We start from the raw sequence: 15,237 nt of genomic DNA on the forward strand, positions 1-15,237 counted from the left end.
GACAGGCAACAGTCCCACGCCGACCGGTGCCGATCTGCAGGTTCGCACACTCCGGCGCCGCCTGACTCGCACTCTGCCGTACCTCACCGAAGCTCGTCCTCGCGCCGGTCGTGTCAGCGGATGCCGCAGTGCCGCTCAAGACGGCTCCGATTGCCGATATCGCTGCGATCAGCGAGAAGAATCTTCGTGACCGATACTGTTTAGTCACACGAATGTCCCTTCTGGTCGAAGTTGTAAAACGCTGGCGGCGTCACGCTTGACCTGTGTCTATGGACCGGATTAAGGCAGTCTTGTAATGCCGCGCGCCCGGGCGGTCGATCAGTCGACCGCTTGCTCGTATTCATGACCACACGTATAAATGTGCGGATTCGTCTGCGAATGTGTTACGCGAGCGACGGCAACATACTTCAAGGGTCGCCTAGCCGAACGGCCATCCGCCTCGCGCGCGGCCCGCAACTTCAACAGGCTTCATACGCGGACGGCCGTCGCCGTGCCGCGCGGTCGTACCGCCCGAGGCCTCCTTGGTGCTTGACTGTCCGAAGCGATTCGAGTGAATATAGGTATACGGGCGATCCGCGCTACGATTTCCGCAACAGTCGTGCCCGCAACGAATGCACGGTTCGAACAAGTCGAACTAATCGTGTCTCGTTAACCCCCTCGATGTGAGAATTGCCGTGACTTGTCTACCAATCGCGAAGTTGTGCTGTCAAGGTTTTGCATGCCGGCAGGGTCGTAGAGCGGGGAAATGCGGATTCCCTATTCTGTTCTCATTGGGAAACAGGAATCTGCAGTGCTGTCCTGCCGGGTGTTCGAGCCGCTTGCCGACCAGGTCATCGATCACACCCGAGCGATCGCCGGGCGGTCGCTCCTGGGGCTTCGTGGTGGTTCGACCTTGTCGAGGCCGCCGAGTCGCGCCACCGGACCGCTTGCCGACGTCCAGCGGTAGTGCATGTCATGGTACGAGGCGGGCGGCGGCCAGGTGGGCCGTGTTCAGTCAGCACGCGCACGATCGTGCCCATCCGTTGCCACCTACCCTCGGGTAACAGGCCAGTCCGCTGAGGCGACATGGACCAAGGGGGCGACGATGGGGGGAGTGGGAGTGGCGCAAGGGCGCGTGGGCACGGCGATCATCGTCGGAGCCGCCGTGGTGGTACTCGCGGCCGCGATCGTCGGAGGGATCCAGATCTTCGCGCCGTCACCGGCGCCATCAGAGACTGCGTCAGCCACCGCGAGTTCGGCGCCGGAGTTCACTGCGCCGAGTGTCCAGGTCGTCTCGAACGATCAGGGCATCGTGCCGCCGCTCATGGTCGCCGACCCAGTCGTGCGCGGGTTCCTGATATACCTCGACGATCACCAGGTGAAGTATCCTGCGTCGTTTGCCGCGCTCAACGCTGGCCGGAGCGCGGCGCCGTATGTGTGCCCGTACTACGGGGCGAAGGAAGGCGCGCGGGACGGCCGGAGGATCCCGGACATCGTCACGCACACCCCGGAGTGGGCAACGGCCCCGGAGGCGCAAAGGGCATTCGTCGAGGCCGTCTTCTACACGATGTGCGACGGAACCTCGCCGAAAGGCTAGGTCGTGTACCTAGCGTATAGCGAACTATTCGGCGTCGTATTCGCATTATGGTACGCGTCGCTGTTCTGACGAGCTTGATCTGGTCGAGCGACCTGGGGCGGCTTCCCTTGGCGATCGTATTGAGCGCCGCGCGACGGGACCCTTCAGTCGAGCCGGCTCAGCGGTTCTGAGGACTCCTGACGTAGCGCGTTCCGCGAGCCGTTCCCCTCACTCCTCCACACGACCAGCGATCGCATCCTGTTCATCGTCGGACTGCCCCGCATCGATCGGAGTCGACGACGTTGAGATTCCAAGGATTCCGCGAAAGACGTCGGCGAAGTCGCGAAGGACTCGGTTGTCCGCGGGCTCTCGGCTGATCGAGAACTCGACCTCCGTCTTGCTGTCCTTGCGGTGGATCCGGAACTCGATCTTCGTTTGCAGCCACGAGATCAAGAACGCAAGAACGGCCGCGGCCCCCAACGCAGACTCGACGCCCATCTGCTCGTACTGCGGGGGGTCGGACAAGAGCTGCTCGACACGGTTGTGGGTGTCCGGATCCGCATTTGCCCCTTCGAGCGCCCGCCGCGCGGCAGGCAGTGCGTCATCCTCGGTCGGTAGCACTTGCTCCGGATCCACGTCAGCGATTCCAGACTGCGCCAGCAGCGAGGACAAGACCAGTCGGGCTTCGGCCGGAGTCCGGACCACCTCTGGGAACTCGGAACGGAGATCCTCCGCAAGGTACTGGATCGAAAGCAGAACAGCCCGGTCATCGAGCTCGCCGACAGGGGTAACTGTCATCGCCAATCTCCTACCAGTACAAAGGGTGCCCAGTGATAAGGGTGGGTCGTCCAAGGATCGGTCTCACCGCGAAGCATCCGCAGCTGTGTCCGATGGAACAGTAACCACAGTGGCATCGTGGGATGCATGCGCCACCCGTCGTAGAGCTCTGCGAGGAACCACCGAGAGCTCTCCTGGTCGACGTTCCAGGTAGGTGCGATGACTGCCGATACGCCACTCTGGAGGAAGGTGCGTACCAGGCCGCTGAACTCGTCGCCACTGTTCTCGCGTGCGAGGCTGCCCGCCGAGCACGCACGCAGCACCAGCAAGCGCAGCGACGTCTCGATGTCCGCCAGCTCGCCCACGGACAGGACATGGCCACGTCGCTGTTCAAGCCCGGATCGGCGGGGATCATTACTCGGCCGGACGCCGTCATGAGCGAGGAGCAGACCGGATTCCAGCGGCTCCGAGCGATCGATGGAGCCGTGGCAGGTCAGATGCGCGATCCGGGCGTTGGCGATTCCGGCAAGCACCGTGCTGGGCGTGGCATCGATGCCGACAACCGAGCGCGGCGGTCGACCCTCGACGGTCAGGAGGTCCTGGTCGCGTTCGAAGTTCTCCGGGACGAGGTCCTCGCGCGCGGCGACGCCGGCGACGAAGGCTTCGCCTTGCTGCGCGTCGTCGCTCTGGCGCCGGGCCAGGACAGCAGGCAGTGAACTCAGGCTGGGGCAGTAGACGGTGGCCGCGACCTCGACCAGGCGGGTCTGGTCGGCAATGGGCAGGGCGTGCAGCGGTAGCAGGTGAACAGGACCGTGGGGCGCGAGATAGACGAGGGGCAGGCCCGCGGTATGCGCTGTGAACGACAGCAGCTCCGGCCCGATGTCGTCCAGAAACGCGATGCTGCGACGATGCGGATGTCTTCCGCGCAGGGGCGCAACCGGCGGAAAGGACTCAGGGTCACCGTTGAAGGTCACACGCAACCGCTCTGCCACGGCACCCAACTTCGCCTCAGTCAGCGAAACGCGGCAGACCCGCAGTTCTTCGTCGTCAGATCGCAAGATGAAGCAGGTCGTTTCGTCCCGGCCGACGAAGTACGAGACCAGGGCCATGCCACCGGCCGGCGCATGTTGGCCCAGCAGCTCTCTGACTTGATGCAGATCAGTCGGGAGCGCCTGCCTCACCCGCACGTACTCAGGGGCCAGGGGCCGCAGCCGTTCCCAGATTGCCGACAGCTCGGCGCGTACTTCGGCCAGCCGGGCGAGACGCTCGCCACGTCTGCGCGCTCCAGCCGTCCATTGCGACCGTTGAAGCCGACGTTCGGCAAGGATCAGCTCGGCCTCATGCTCCAGAAGATCGATCGGAAGCGGTTCGTCGGTGTGGGGCGGATGTCGTGACATCCCGATGAGGAAGCTCCGGGACTTAGCCTCTTCATGGAGGTCGAACGCGAGCTCGTTACGACGTCGAGCATCAGGCAGCTCCAGCCGTGTGTCGGTGTGCACCAAGAGCTGAATGAGTAAGTCGTAGACCCGGATGTGCGCTCCCAGGATCTCGCTGTGTCGCTGCTCGACGAGCGCCTGCCCGACCTTCTCGAGAATCAGGGTCCTAGATTTCCACAGCAGGTCGAAAGCCTCCTGACGGCTCTCCGGCGCAGCAACCAGCAGCTCGGCGAGCTTGGTCCGGCACTCGATCATGCCGGCCTGCCGCGACCCCCTCGACTCCCAGTTCCCCAGCACCTCACGCCGGACGCCGATCGCGACGTCACACTGACCAGTCGCCGCGAGATGGTCGGCGAATAGATCCGTCAGCAGGGTGTACGCAGGCCAGTTCCCCTCTCTGATGGCGCGCCCTAACGCGGGCTGCAGTAAGCCTCGATAGACGTCCTCCGGGAGTGTGTTGTCCGGTCGCCGCACCCTGGGGAGGTAGTGGGTGAGGGCGGTGAGCGTGTCGGTCGCGTGTTCCGCGTGCATGAAGCCGACGCGGTGGAACAGATTCGCGCTTTCTTCATCGTCCAGTTCAGTGTCCCCGAGCCCGAAGTGGGTGACCGCCTCGCTGAAAGTCGGGCCGTCCGCGCCGGTGCGGCATTCGAGAGCCGCCCGGTACTGTTCGCGAGCCGCAGCTTTGTCCCCCTTGGCGAGAAGGGCGGCGCCGAGGTTGTTGTGGGCGGACGCTAGCGACAGATGATCGGACCACGTTCTGGCCTGGACTAGGTTGTTGCCCGCCGCGTGAACCGCGTCGCGATGGCGCCCCGCCTGGCTCAGCAGGCGCGTGACCGATACGCGGGCGCGGAACTCGCTACGCCGGTCGCCGAGATACCGGGCCATCGCAACCACAGTCTCGTGATCGCTCAGTGCCAGATCGTACTCTTCGCTCTCCTCATGCAACTCAGCGCGCAGATTTATTGCACGCATATGGAGACCCACCTCGGGCTCTGGAGCTGAAGAAGCGAAATCAATCTCGCTCAGCACGGTCGTGGCCTCCTCGCCACGTCCCGTGTCAGCGAGGCAGGTCGCCAGCGCTATCCGGGTGGCCGGATTGGGCTTCTCCGGTTCGCCGGCCAGGGCCGTCTGATAGGCGTCGATCGCCAGGTCCAACTGCCGGCAGGCTTGCGCAGAGCCCCCGAGCAGGAAGTAGGCGAACTGTCGTTCATCGTCGCCAATGTCATCGACTACTGACTCCAGTTCAGCACGTGCCTTACTAACGTGACGCCATGCGCGATCAGGACGACCCGTTTTGCCGCACCGGATCGCCCAGAACAGTCTCGCGATCACGCGATCCCAGGAGCCGCCCACCGCAAAGGCGACCGCTACCAGAGCGGTAACATGCTGGTCCGTCGCCGGTTGCCAACCAGTTCCGAGGATCGCTTCTCGTGCTCGACCAAACGCATCGGCGCCCAACACACTCCGACATCGCCTGGCCGCGAGGAACATGCTGAACAGCGAGGGCAGTGCCAGAGCGTGATCGAGCCAGGGTTCAAACCCGTCGATCGACACGTCATCAGAAGGAATCAGCCGGTAGTCGCTCAGCACCTCTTCGATCAACGGCCGCAGGTAAGCCACATAGGCCGTCTCCGCTGTGCGCCCGGCGATGAGTGCAGCCTGCTCGCGTGCGGAGAGGTCCTGAAGCAGGCTGCGTGCGTCGAAGGGCATCGCCGTACGGATCAACGGGTCCAGTTCGTCAAGGCTGCGCGCCGACAGCAGAACGCGGAGCAGCGCAGCCTCCCGTGACTCGGCCACGTCAGCGCCGCCACTGTGCCAGAAGTGCACGGAGCTCATCGACGTCACGGCGCTCGCCATCGTCGGCGGCCTTGTCGTAGGCGGCCAACAGGTGTCGCTCTCCGCGTGGCTGGTCATGAGACCAGAACACCTGGGCCATGTTGAAGTGCTCAGAGTGAGTCAGGTCCCGGCTCGCCTCCAACTTCTCGGCAATCGCTGACGCCCGCACGGATTCGCCATGAATGTGCTCGGCGAACATCAGCATGCCGAGATACTCACGATTGGCCGGGAACGACTTCAGCATCTCCCGCAGCCCGACCATCGCGGCGTCCGCTTCCGGCCTTTGCTCCAGGTCCACAGCGGTCTTAAAGAGCTCGGTGGTCCTTGTCCGCAACGTCGCGGCCAGCTCTACATCGTCCGTGTCTCGGCCGCTCCTCGTGAACTCGCGCAGTACTCGCGAGTTTGGGTCGGCCTGCTCCAACCGCCGCAGCACTTCATCGAAACGCTCGTCGTGCGTCACCCCGTACACATAGAGGAGCCTTTCCAGCACGCCGACGTTCCCGGGCTCGATCGCGTAGGCGGCTTCCAGAACGCCGGCAGCCTCGGCCAACGGGTCCTCGATGTCGGCGGCTTTGCGCAGCGTCAGCAACGCGTTCGCCAGCTGCACCCGGTCGGCGGTCGTCTCCTCGCCAAGCCTGATCCGTTCCCTGAGCATATCGGCACGCAACCGCAGCATCCGATAATCCTCATCCCGCCAGGCGATCCAGGCGGTGAGCTCATCTCGCCTGCGCTGAACGGCCACACGTATCTGATGGCGGTCGGCATCGGCGAGTCGCAGCTGCCCGGCCTCGGCTGCTGCGATCGCCGCGTCCAGCGTCGCTGCGGCGAGATCGACCGCGCCGACTCGGACGTAGGCGGCCGCGAGATTCAAGCGGAACTCCACCCGCTCCGGCGCTCTCGCGATGGCCTCGCGCAGCACCGGGATGGACTCGTCGACCCGTCCGACCGTAACCAGCCCGGTCGCGTACAGGTGCGTGGCAGTGGCGGAGCCATCCGCAGCCCTCGCGGCCAACACCGCCAGGCCTCGCTCGGCTTCTTCGGGGGTGGCGCGCTCCAATTGATCTAGCAGGGCTGGAGAGTCTCCGCTTTGGTCGTGATCGTCTAACAGCCACTGCAAGTCGAGTCGCGGCTCACGCATCATAGAAACGCCCCGTTGTCGAATCGTAGGCATAGTCAGACCTCATGTCATACCCCGTGGTCCTGGCATCAGCCACCGCTCGGCCGTTGACTTCCGACAAGCTTGTGAGCCCGTCATCGGTTCTCCTCGACAGGGCGAGGCCGGAAGGCGACGACGTTGGCGGGTTGCTGCTCGCGTAGCTCATGGTTCTCCAGAGTCAGGTCGTGAACAGTCCGAACCAGTGCCGGGCCGTCTGCTTCGAGTTGTGCGAGCTTCTCGTTCTTGTTCGCGATGGTCTTCTTCAGCTTAGTGATCTCGTCGCGGAGCCGGACTTCGATCGAAGAACTGGCCCGGGTACGCAACCGGCGTCCCGAGGTCACCGTGCACACGGCCACCCCGCAGCGCACCGCTGTCGTCCGCGACGGCCGAATCGCCTGCCACGCCTTTCCGATCATCATCATGAGCAGCAACGGAGAGCGGGAGTTTCCGCCCGCGTTCCTGCGCAGGTGCCTGCAATTGCGTATCGAGAACCCCGATCACGACCAGCTCGCCGCGATCGTCGCCAGCCATCTGGTCGCGGAGAACGGCGAACACCGGGACAGGCTCATCCGCGAGTTCGCCGAACGGAGCAAGGCGGAAGGCGGTCTGCCCACCGACAAGGCTGCTCGACGCCGTCTATCTCGCGACGTCGGGCGCGTACCAGCCGGATCTGGAGGCATGGCCGCGGCTGGTGGACGCTCTCTGGCAACGACTGACGGTGCGGTGACATGGACGGGCAGGGGGGGGTGCGTCCGACTCGCGCTCCGTCCCGGTGACGGAGCAGTGGAGGACAGGCACTCCCCAGGGAGTCGAACGGTTCGAGTTCAAGGACCTGGACTCGACCGACGTCGCGGACATCGTGTGGCTGGCCGCGGCCAGCACGCCGAGGCGCACCGGCGACGAGGTCACTCCCGGGAAGGAGTCGAAGCCGACGTCCGATCAGGTGCGGATCCGCAACGCGCCCTCGGAACGCGGGGAAATCCTGCCGCCTCCTGAGCCCCGGCTGTCTCAAATTCCCGGTGTCACCCCGTCAAGTGACGGTGACAGCCGGGTCGTCGAGATCGACGCCGTCCCCGGTGAACTGCCCGAACCCGCAGTGGAAGGCTCGGGACAGGGTGGGGCGGTACTCCTGGAATCACTGGAGTACTTCCGCGCACTGAGAAAGCTGAAACGGGAGACACCCTCGCTGCGACACAACAATGGGATCCTGGACGAAGTGGAGACCGCCGTCCGGGCCGCGGAGACCGGACGGCGGTCGCCTGTCACCCGGTCGAGAAATGAGCGCTGGCTGGATCTGACGCTCGTTCTCGACAACGGTCCCTGCGGGGGAGGTCATGGGTCTCCTCAGCTGGCGGATGCGATGGCGAGGGCTTGCGGCTGGCTGCCGCGTGATCCGTCGACTTAGACGGTAATGCCCTTGCAACCTAGCTCGAACGCGGTGGCGTAGTTGTTGTACACATCGATCGACTGCGCGGTCGCGGACAGGTTCACGGTCTTGGATACTGACTGGTCGACGCAGGCCTGTACCGCGGCCATCGCCAGGTGCCCTGCCGGCTGATCTGTGTCGCGGTCGTCCCGTTGTCATTGTCTGGGCACATGGTGGTGCGCCGGGGACGGTCGCCCCCCGGCGCACCACGCTCATCGCTGCCGCTTCTTGCGTGGGCTGGTTGGGATGACTACCCGTTCATCAGAGTGGGTCGGGTTTCGGGTCTGTGCACGAACCCAGGGTTTGACGCTCCGATTCCAATGGGTGGCGGCGTCCCGCTTGGACGATGCCGCCCGAGGTTGAACTCGACCATGCGGACCGCCTGTCAGTGCGCTTGAGGTGGCGAAGGCGGAGGCGGTTTGTCGTCGTAGAGCTCAGTCCGGCGTCTTCAGGAACCGCTCGTGTTTCGCTGCGTGGGCCTCAGCGTACGACGACGTAGAACTCGTCACCGTCGAGCATATGCTCCCGGCCGTACCAGTTCGATATCATGCCGCCGCCTTTCTCGTTGGCGTCCTTCGCGATTGGTTTGGCCGCAAAACTCCAGCCACTGTTCTCGACGACTTTCGCCGCATTTTGATAGGTGCTCGCGAAGGGGCACTCGTCGCATTGCCGAGGGTTGCCGTTCGCATCTCTGGTGTATGGGCCAGTGGTCACGCTTGCTTTGCAGACGCGCCGGATTTTTGATCGTGAACCTTTTTCGAGTTGTCCACGTCATATCCGGAGTATAGATAGCTCAGCTTGCTCTCGCCGAAGCGGCCAGGCACCTTCTTGCCTCGAAGCTGTGGGTTGATGTTGAGTATGTCGGGTTGGAGCTCTTGGGTAGCCTTGATGAACAGGGAAGACTCTTTATACTCTTCGTTGGTCAGGTCGAATATCATTGTTGGAGTCACTCTGGTGAACAGGCAGCGACTGCCGCGAGTGGCATAGGATGCCGAGTCGCAGCGGAACTTCTCCGGGTCAATCGCGGGAACGGTGTACGGCAAATTATCTCCGCCGGTTGACGTCATGTCGAGTTTGAAAGAGAAGCTTCCTCGGTGCTCGTCGCGGTACTTGTCGCCAGGCGGCACAGAGGTGGTCGCGGTGGTCGCGGTCCAGCTGAATGGTTCGTCGCCTCCTGGTCCAATCCATATCCCGATGGGCAGCTCGACCGGCGCAGACACGTAATCGCATGTGCTGACGCGTTCGCCGTCTTCGTTCTTGCACTCGAGTGTGAAGGCCATTCGGTCTGTGGGGATAATCTCGCCTTCGGTCGCCACGAGTTTCACGCGTCCGGTGAATGTGATGCCTGCTACGGTGCTGATCACCTCGTCCACACCTGTGCAGGGAGGTCCGCCGACGATGCCTAACTACCCCGTCTCCATCAAAGGCGTCGTCGTGCGCGCGGGCCGCGTGCTGCTCCTGCACAACGAACGCGACGAATGGGAACTGCCCGGCGGCCGCCTCGAACTCGGCGAGACCCCCGAGGAATGCGTCGCCCGCGAAATCCACGGGGAGACGCGGATCAGCGTCGACGCAGTGGAGATCCTCGATTCATGGATCTACCACATCACCGTGGCGAAGAAGAACGTGTTCATCGTGACCTACGGATGCCGTGCCACCACCGACGCCCCGCCAGTGCTGAGCCATGAACACAAACGCGTCGGCGAATTCACCACCGACGAGATCCCGGACCTGGTCATGCCCGACGGCTACAAACGCTCGATCGCGGCCTGGTTCACCCGGCTCGGCGCGGACAGCGCGGTCGGATAGGTCTGTTGTGGACCGTCGGTGCGAACGCTGCGGACACCGCCTCAGCGGCTTCGACAGGGCGACGGTGTGCCCCGCCTGCCGCAGCGGCGCCGCTACCCTCACGACCACCCCGCCCCGACTCGCCCCGGCAGTGTGGATGTGGTCCGACCCCGCCGCCGCCTCGGCCTTCGCCTCACGAGACCTGCCGACCATCCTGCGCGCCTACCGCGCCATCAACAACCTGTCCCAACTAGAACTCGCCCGGCTGCTGGACTACGACAAGTCCTACATTGCGATGATCGAGACAGGGAAGCGGTCCTTCGACGGGGTCCGAGCCAGACAGCACCTGGCGCACCGTCTCAGGCTGCCATATCATCTTCTCGGCGTCACCGACCCTGACGACGCAGACTTCGCCGCACTCGTCCAATTCGGTGACAGCGTCATTCGCCTGGCCAACATCGCCCGCCAAGCCGGCCGCGCCGTCGACGCCGTGAACGAGCTGTGGCCCCTGGTCGCGCGGCTCGAAGCACGCGCCGCCGAAGGCCGCCTCGACCCCCACACTCTCCGGTTGCTGGCCCACGGCCGCCTTTCCCTTGGCGTTTCCCTCGGTACGGTCCTTCCCGAGGAACGCCTGACCGGCGCCGCTGTCTGGACCGGCAAAGCACTCTTGCTCGCACGTCACCTCGACGACCCCGCCTTTCTGGGGCACACCCTGCGCATGCACGGCAACGAACTCCGCAAGGCCGAACGGCTCCCCGCCGCCATCGCACGCCTCGACCACGCCACCGCTATCGCCACCACGCCCGAAGACCGCGGCACCGCCTTCGCGCTCCTCGCCCGCGCGGCCGGCGAAGCACGCAACGAACCACGATTCGCTGTCGCGATCAGCGAGTGCCGCCGCGTGCTCGACGCCATCGCACACCACGATGGAATGCTGCTGAACCCGTTCTCCCTACGGGAGATCCACGCCCGCGGACTACTGGCCCTCGACCGTCCCGCCCCCGCCCTTCAGATCCTGTCCCGCCCTGCGGCGTCCGACGCCACGGCACCGCAATGGCAGGTCATCGAACATGTCACCCACGGCGAGACCCTCGCCGCCACGGGCGACCGGCCCGGCGCGACCGAGGTACTCAAGGATGCGGTCGTCGCCGCTGAACAACGACGGCTGCCGCATCAACTCCAACGGGTTCTCCGGGCTGCTGACCACCACGACCTCGACACGGTCTCCGCGTACGGACACAACGCTCTGGAGAGGTTGCGTGCCTTGCTCGCCCCTACTGGTTGAACCGGACGACCGGGTTCCTGAATAACGGAAAGTTCGGCTCGGATGCAGTCGTAGCCACGCGACCCGAGATCGCGTTCGAGCGCGACTTCCTTGATCTCATCGTTCGACGCCCTTGTTCAGCGCTCCGCGTACGGCGTCCAGGACGACATCGACGAGGCGTTCAGCGGCGTCCGGCCGCCCCAGTTCGCGTGCCCGTGCAGCCATGGTGCGGCGCTGGTGGTGCGGGTCGGTCGGCAGCGGCGCCACCGCGTCGCGCAGGTCCGTCGCAGAGATCTCGGCTTCGAGCAGCGCGGCCGCGGCACCCACCGAGCCCTTCGCGAAATTGCTTCCGGATCCGAGGCTCGGCCGGATTGATCAGGCCCGATCAGGGATCGGCCGCGCAGGTGTGTAGTTGCCGCACGGTGCCGCTGGAGACTTGCAATGTCTCAGCGCGGTAACGGGACGACACGATTGGTACCCATGTCGTCAATGGGTTAGCATCAGCTTTGCTGAGCGTCAAAACAGCAAAGCAGTAAAACCCTTCGGGTGATTGTCAGGTGGCCGGTCCTGCAATGACCGACCACCCGACCTTATCGGCCGATCAGCTGGATCAATGTGTTACTGAGTGCCGCCAGCTGACTTGCCAGGATGATGACCGGGCCCCACCAGATGAGCTTTTGCCATCTGGTGGGGTAACCCCGCTGATCAGCAGCGCGGTGCCCCTCATCCTTCTCTTCTCTGTCATGTGTCATCGTGCTCCCTGTGGTTACCCGGATATTCACTGCAACCGACCTTGCGGCCGGTTCCCCCGGAACCGGCCGCTGCGAAGCTCGAATCCACACGACTCATTCGGCATGTGCCGATGGCTGAGAACTTTAGCGAAGGCGTCCGTGTGCACGATCAGTGGGGCTGCATGGAATTGCGCAGGTCGCGCAACGACAGGCGTCCAGGCAAGTTATCCCAGCTCAGATGTCATTCTTGCACGCGTCCGTGATCCAGTTGCGACTCTACTTAGAGTTGTGGCCTTGCATGTAAGTTTACGTGTAAGCATCACTAGGTCAGTTGTTAAAGTGATCAGTAATGTTGCGGATACTGTGGCGCGAGTTTATTAGTCCACCCCGATCTGATAAGTGAAAGTACCTGTCACGGTGGGGTACGTTCCCGCCGCCTGGACGCCGGAGCGAGCGTCTCAGGGTGCCTAATGGCGGTCGCCGAGGAAGCGGGCTTCATACTCTGGGATCTCGCTTTGGACGGTGTGGTCGTCGCCTGGTGCGGCCGCTGGCGCCTGCATGTAGGGATCTCACCGTGCCGTGGCTCTCCTGCTGCCAACCAGCCCGATCGAGCTGATTCTGCCCCGCGACGACTCCTGGTACCTCGTCATCGATAGCTATCCAGGTCACGTTCGTTTCGGGCTCGAGGGGCCGTTCGACTGATCGCCCTCGACGACGGCCCGTCCGAGCGCGTTGGAGGGCTCGTACCGCGGCGTCGTCACCACATCGCAAACCAGACGTGCTCGAGCTCCTGTGGCGCGGATCCGCTGGGTGCGCTCTGGGCACTGTACGACCGTACGGGCTCGTCGCAGCGATGCTCTGGATGTGGCCGTCGGCGCGGGCGCCGCATTCTGGACCGATGAGGTGACGCGGAGCAAGCCTGGCTAGGGCGATCGCGGGCAGTAGGGATTGTGGTCCTGGTCGCGCGTGCCCACGCGACGAATTCGCGTACGAATTCGTCGCGACCGGTGCCATCCGGATGGTCCTGCTCGGCCAACCATCGCCACCGCAGCCAGGCGACGCTCTCCAACGCGGCTGGACGGGCGGAGCGGATCTCAATCGTCGTCACGTCTCATCCTGCACGCTCCAAGGTATGCCAGCCGATCCGGCGATTTCCGTTTGTCTAGGGTTGAGGTATGGGGGACACGGTGGACGATGTTGACTGGTCGCGGCTCGAGCACAATTACGGCAGCGCGGCGGATGTCCCGGCATTGCTCCGCGGCTGTGCGAGCCCGGATGTGAAGACGGCGTCGGACTCGCTTTCCGACCTGTCGAACAAGCTTTTCCATCAGGGCGGATGGGTGTGCTCGGCGGCGTCGGCCGCGCTGCCCGGTCTGGTCGATCTCGCCGGTGATCCGGCCGTCCATGGGCGGCACGAGGTGGTTGAGCTGATCAGCTGGCTGGCGGGTGAGGCGGTCGAAGTTTCCGAGCGGTTCGTCGACGCTGGTTGGCGGCCTGCGCTGGACAGGGTGAGACCACGACTGTTCGCGTTGCTGGACGACGCGGATCCGGCCGTTCGGCGGGCGGCGATCTCGCTCGTCGCTGACGGTATTCGTCATCCGGAGTCGATCGCGATGCTGCGTCGCCGGTGGACGGTGGAGACCGATCGCACGATCCGGATCGATCTCGTGGGCGCGTTGGGCGTGGTGTTCGCTTGGTCGCAGGACCGGGCATTAGGAGAGTGCCTGCGCGCGCTGGTGACCGATGACGACCCACTGACCGGACTGGCCGCCGTGCACGCTCTGGCCGTGTCCGATCGCGCTGTCGCGACGGACAAGGTCGGCCTGCTCATCTCCGGGGTGTTGAACGCCGATACCGCGCAATACCAGGATTCCGAATGGGTCGGCCGTAGCCCGGCGTCTCTCGTCCACAAGACCGGGAGTTTGCTGCTCGGCGACCCGGGCGCGGCCACCGTGTTCGCACGCGGCGTCGCTCGTTCCGGTGACGCGGCGAAGCGAGTCGCCGCGCTCAGGCATGTTCAACAGGTGCTGTCCCTGTGGCGCATCACCACCGAAGAGTTGCTTCCCCTCCTGGCCGCGCACCTCGACGACGAATCACCCGAAGCGCGTTACCGGGCGGCCGCCCTGCTCGCCTGCGTGGGCGAGAGAGGAGCACCGTACGCCGAGCAGTTGATCGCCCGCACCACCGATCACTCGGTGCGGGACTCTCGTACCGCGACGACCGTGGGCGATGCCGCAGTGTGGGCACTGGCCAGGCAGGATCATCCAGGCTGCGTACCGGGTCTGGTGAAACGGCTGTCCGGCAGCAGCCTCGGGTTCAGCCCTGCGGGCTCCTACTACGACAGGACCATTCCGATATTGGAGCAGCCGGCGATCGGCGAGGTACTGATCCCGTTGCGTGGACACGTCGATGCCCTTCTAGACGCCGTCATCGCCAGGCTGGCCAGAGCCCGCCGCGACGCCGTACTCGCGCTGAACCTGTGCCAGGTGATCGCGGCCTGGGGGCCGAGCGCGGCTGCCGCCTTACCCGTCGTCATCCGATTCCTTGACGACGAGAAGGTCCGGCCCGCGGCCGCGAAAGCCATCGGTGCCATGGGGCCCGCCGCTGTCGGTGCGGCGGACGCGTTGCGTCGCCACGCGAGCGAACCGGCGGTGGCATGGGCACTGTGGCGCACCGGCGCCGATCCCGAAACGGCCGTCGCGGTGCTGACGGATCATGTGGCCCGGCCGGGCCTGTGGCACACGACGATCGCACTTCTGGCTGACCTCGGCCCACAAGCCGTGTCGTGCGTCGACGAGCTCCGTTCCTTGAGCCGTTCCGCCGACGACTGGACTCGCACCGAAGCCGCCTACGCCTTGGCACGGATCACCGGCGATCCGACCGAGCCGGTGACCATTCTGACCGACTTGGCCTACCCGCTCGCGCACGGCGACTGCCTGCCTGTCCGAATCGCCGCGTTGCGCCACCTCGCTGACCTCAACCCGGCCGATGATCGAGTGCGCGAGCTGGCACAGGCCGTAGTCGACAGCGAACGGCGGCTCGCTTATTTCGGCGGATTGCACACCTTCACCGAAGACGAACAGGCCTACACCGCCGCGACCGCACTGCTGGTCGGCTAAACACCCGGCCCTTGAGATGCAAGAGCAACCTCACCGATGGCGATAGCTGTCGTCGGTCTGTGCCGACGGTGCTGGCGGCCCACGAGTGTCCGCCCTCTCACCCCGTGGCCGCTCGTACGGATGCTGGGCACCGACCCGGTCGGACTTCG

At 64.7% G+C, this 15,237-nt stretch carries 13 protein-coding genes; 5 read left to right on the forward strand and 8 right to left on the reverse strand.

Translation table 11 applies throughout. From position 1 onward, the window contains the following. The first annotated feature begins 1,114 nt into the window (after positions 1-1,114). Positions 1,115-1,576 (forward strand): hypothetical protein, encoded by a 462-nt coding sequence (locus DL991_RS31675; RefSeq protein ID WP_125788034.1) that lies wholly within the window; start codon positions 1,115-1,117, stop codon positions 1,574-1,576. 207 nt (positions 1,577-1,783) lie between these two features. Here DL991_RS31675 and DL991_RS31680 read toward each other — a convergent pair whose 3' ends face one another. The 4 genes from DL991_RS31680 to DL991_RS43075 form a co-directional block, all read right to left on the reverse strand. Continuing rightward, on the reverse strand, positions 1,784-2,353 hold the full coding sequence (locus DL991_RS31680) for a hypothetical protein (RefSeq protein WP_125788035.1): 570 nt from the start codon (positions 2,351-2,353) through the stop codon (positions 1,784-1,786). Then, entirely contained in the window at positions 2,350-5,625 is a 3,276-nt protein-coding gene (locus DL991_RS31685) for a CHAT domain-containing tetratricopeptide repeat protein (RefSeq protein WP_158634473.1), read from the reverse strand. The genes DL991_RS31680 and DL991_RS31685 overlap by 4 nt, the downstream gene beginning before the upstream one ends. Beyond that, entirely contained in the window at positions 5,567-6,745 is a 1,179-nt protein-coding gene (locus DL991_RS31690; RefSeq protein WP_125788037.1) for a tetratricopeptide repeat protein, read from the reverse strand. The genes DL991_RS31685 and DL991_RS31690 overlap by 59 nt, the downstream gene beginning before the upstream one ends. A 110-nt stretch (positions 6,746-6,855) precedes the next feature. Continuing rightward, complete coding sequence (locus DL991_RS43075) at positions 6,856-7,182, reverse strand: hypothetical protein (RefSeq protein ID WP_199754149.1); 327 nt, start codon at positions 7,180-7,182, stop codon at positions 6,856-6,858. A 350-nt stretch (positions 7,183-7,532) separates the two neighbouring features. On the opposite strand from DL991_RS43075, the gene DL991_RS31700 reads away from it, so the two are divergent. Then, a complete protein-coding gene (locus DL991_RS31700; RefSeq protein ID WP_125788038.1) occupies positions 7,533-8,165 on the forward strand; it encodes a hypothetical protein in 633 nt (210 codons plus the stop codon). Here the strand turns inward: DL991_RS31700 and DL991_RS31705 are convergent. The 3 genes from DL991_RS31705 to DL991_RS31715 form a co-directional block, all read right to left on the reverse strand. Then, positions 8,162-8,296, reverse strand: coding sequence for a hypothetical protein (locus DL991_RS31705; RefSeq protein ID WP_125788039.1), 135 nt, complete (start codon positions 8,294-8,296; stop codon positions 8,162-8,164). The two genes, DL991_RS31700 and DL991_RS31705, sit on opposite strands and share 4 nt — an antisense overlap. 370 nt (positions 8,297-8,666) lie before the next feature. Continuing rightward, on the reverse strand, positions 8,667-8,900 hold the full coding sequence (locus DL991_RS31710) for a hypothetical protein (RefSeq protein ID WP_158634474.1): 234 nt from the start codon (positions 8,898-8,900) through the stop codon (positions 8,667-8,669). After that, the gene (locus DL991_RS31715) at positions 8,897-9,559 is read right to left on the reverse strand and encodes a hypothetical protein (protein WP_125788041.1); all 663 of its coding nucleotides are present in this window, start codon (positions 9,557-9,559) and stop codon (positions 8,897-8,899) included. The genes DL991_RS31710 and DL991_RS31715 overlap by 4 nt, the downstream gene beginning before the upstream one ends. Before the next feature lie 25 nt (positions 9,560-9,584). Here DL991_RS31715 and DL991_RS31720 point away from each other — a divergent pair, with 25 nt between their 5' ends. Further along, positions 9,585-9,995, forward strand: a complete 411-nt coding sequence (locus DL991_RS31720; RefSeq protein ID WP_125788042.1) for an NUDIX domain-containing protein — start codon at positions 9,585-9,587, stop codon at positions 9,993-9,995. A gap of 136 nt (positions 9,996-10,131) precedes the next feature. Further along, positions 10,132-11,259 carry a helix-turn-helix transcriptional regulator gene (locus DL991_RS31725; RefSeq protein ID WP_125788043.1) on the forward strand — a complete coding sequence of 376 codons (1,128 nt, stop codon included), beginning with the start codon at positions 10,132-10,134 and terminating at the stop codon, positions 11,257-11,259. A 96-nt stretch (positions 11,260-11,355) separates the two neighbouring features. On the opposite strand, the gene DL991_RS31730 is transcribed toward DL991_RS31725, so the two are convergent. Then, positions 11,356-11,565, reverse strand: a complete 210-nt coding sequence (locus DL991_RS31730) for a hypothetical protein (protein WP_199746807.1) — start codon at positions 11,563-11,565, stop codon at positions 11,356-11,358. A gap of 1,579 nt (positions 11,566-13,144) precedes the next feature. On the opposite strand from DL991_RS31730, the gene DL991_RS31735 reads away from it, so the two are divergent. Beyond that, positions 13,145-15,088 (forward strand): HEAT repeat domain-containing protein, encoded by a 1,944-nt coding sequence (locus tag DL991_RS31735; protein ID WP_125788044.1) that lies wholly within the window; start codon positions 13,145-13,147, stop codon positions 15,086-15,088. Positions 15,089-15,237: the final 149 nt, after the last annotated feature.

This window comes from Amycolatopsis sp. WAC 01375 (assembly GCF_003947325.1).
Classification (GTDB): Bacteria; Actinomycetota; Actinomycetes; order Mycobacteriales; family Pseudonocardiaceae; genus Amycolatopsis.

Excerpts from the sequence above, each read along its gene's own strand:
- DL991_RS31735 (WP_125788044.1), top strand. The coding sequence starts at position 13,145 with ATGGGGGACACGGTGGACGATGTTGACTGGTCGCGGCTCGAGCACAAT.
- DL991_RS31680 (WP_125788035.1), bottom strand. The coding sequence starts at position 2,353 with ATGACAGTTACCCCTGTCGGCGAGCTCGATGACCGGGCTGTTCTGCTT.
- DL991_RS31685 (WP_158634473.1), bottom strand. The coding sequence starts at position 5,625 with ATGGCGAGCGCCGTGACGTCGATGAGCTCCGTGCACTTCTGGCACAGT.
- DL991_RS31705 (WP_125788039.1), bottom strand. The coding sequence starts at position 8,296 with ATGGCCGCGGTACAGGCCTGCGTCGACCAGTCAGTATCCAAGACCGTG.
- DL991_RS31725 (WP_125788043.1), top strand. The coding sequence starts at position 10,132 with ATGTGGTCCGACCCCGCCGCCGCCTCGGCCTTCGCCTCACGAGACCTG.
- DL991_RS31720 (WP_125788042.1), top strand. The coding sequence starts at position 9,585 with ATGCCTAACTACCCCGTCTCCATCAAAGGCGTCGTCGTGCGCGCGGGC.
- DL991_RS43075 (WP_199754149.1), bottom strand. The coding sequence starts at position 7,182 with ATGATGATGATCGGAAAGGCGTGGCAGGCGATTCGGCCGTCGCGGACG.
- DL991_RS31690 (WP_125788037.1), bottom strand. The coding sequence starts at position 6,745 with ATGATGCGTGAGCCGCGACTCGACTTGCAGTGGCTGTTAGACGATCAC.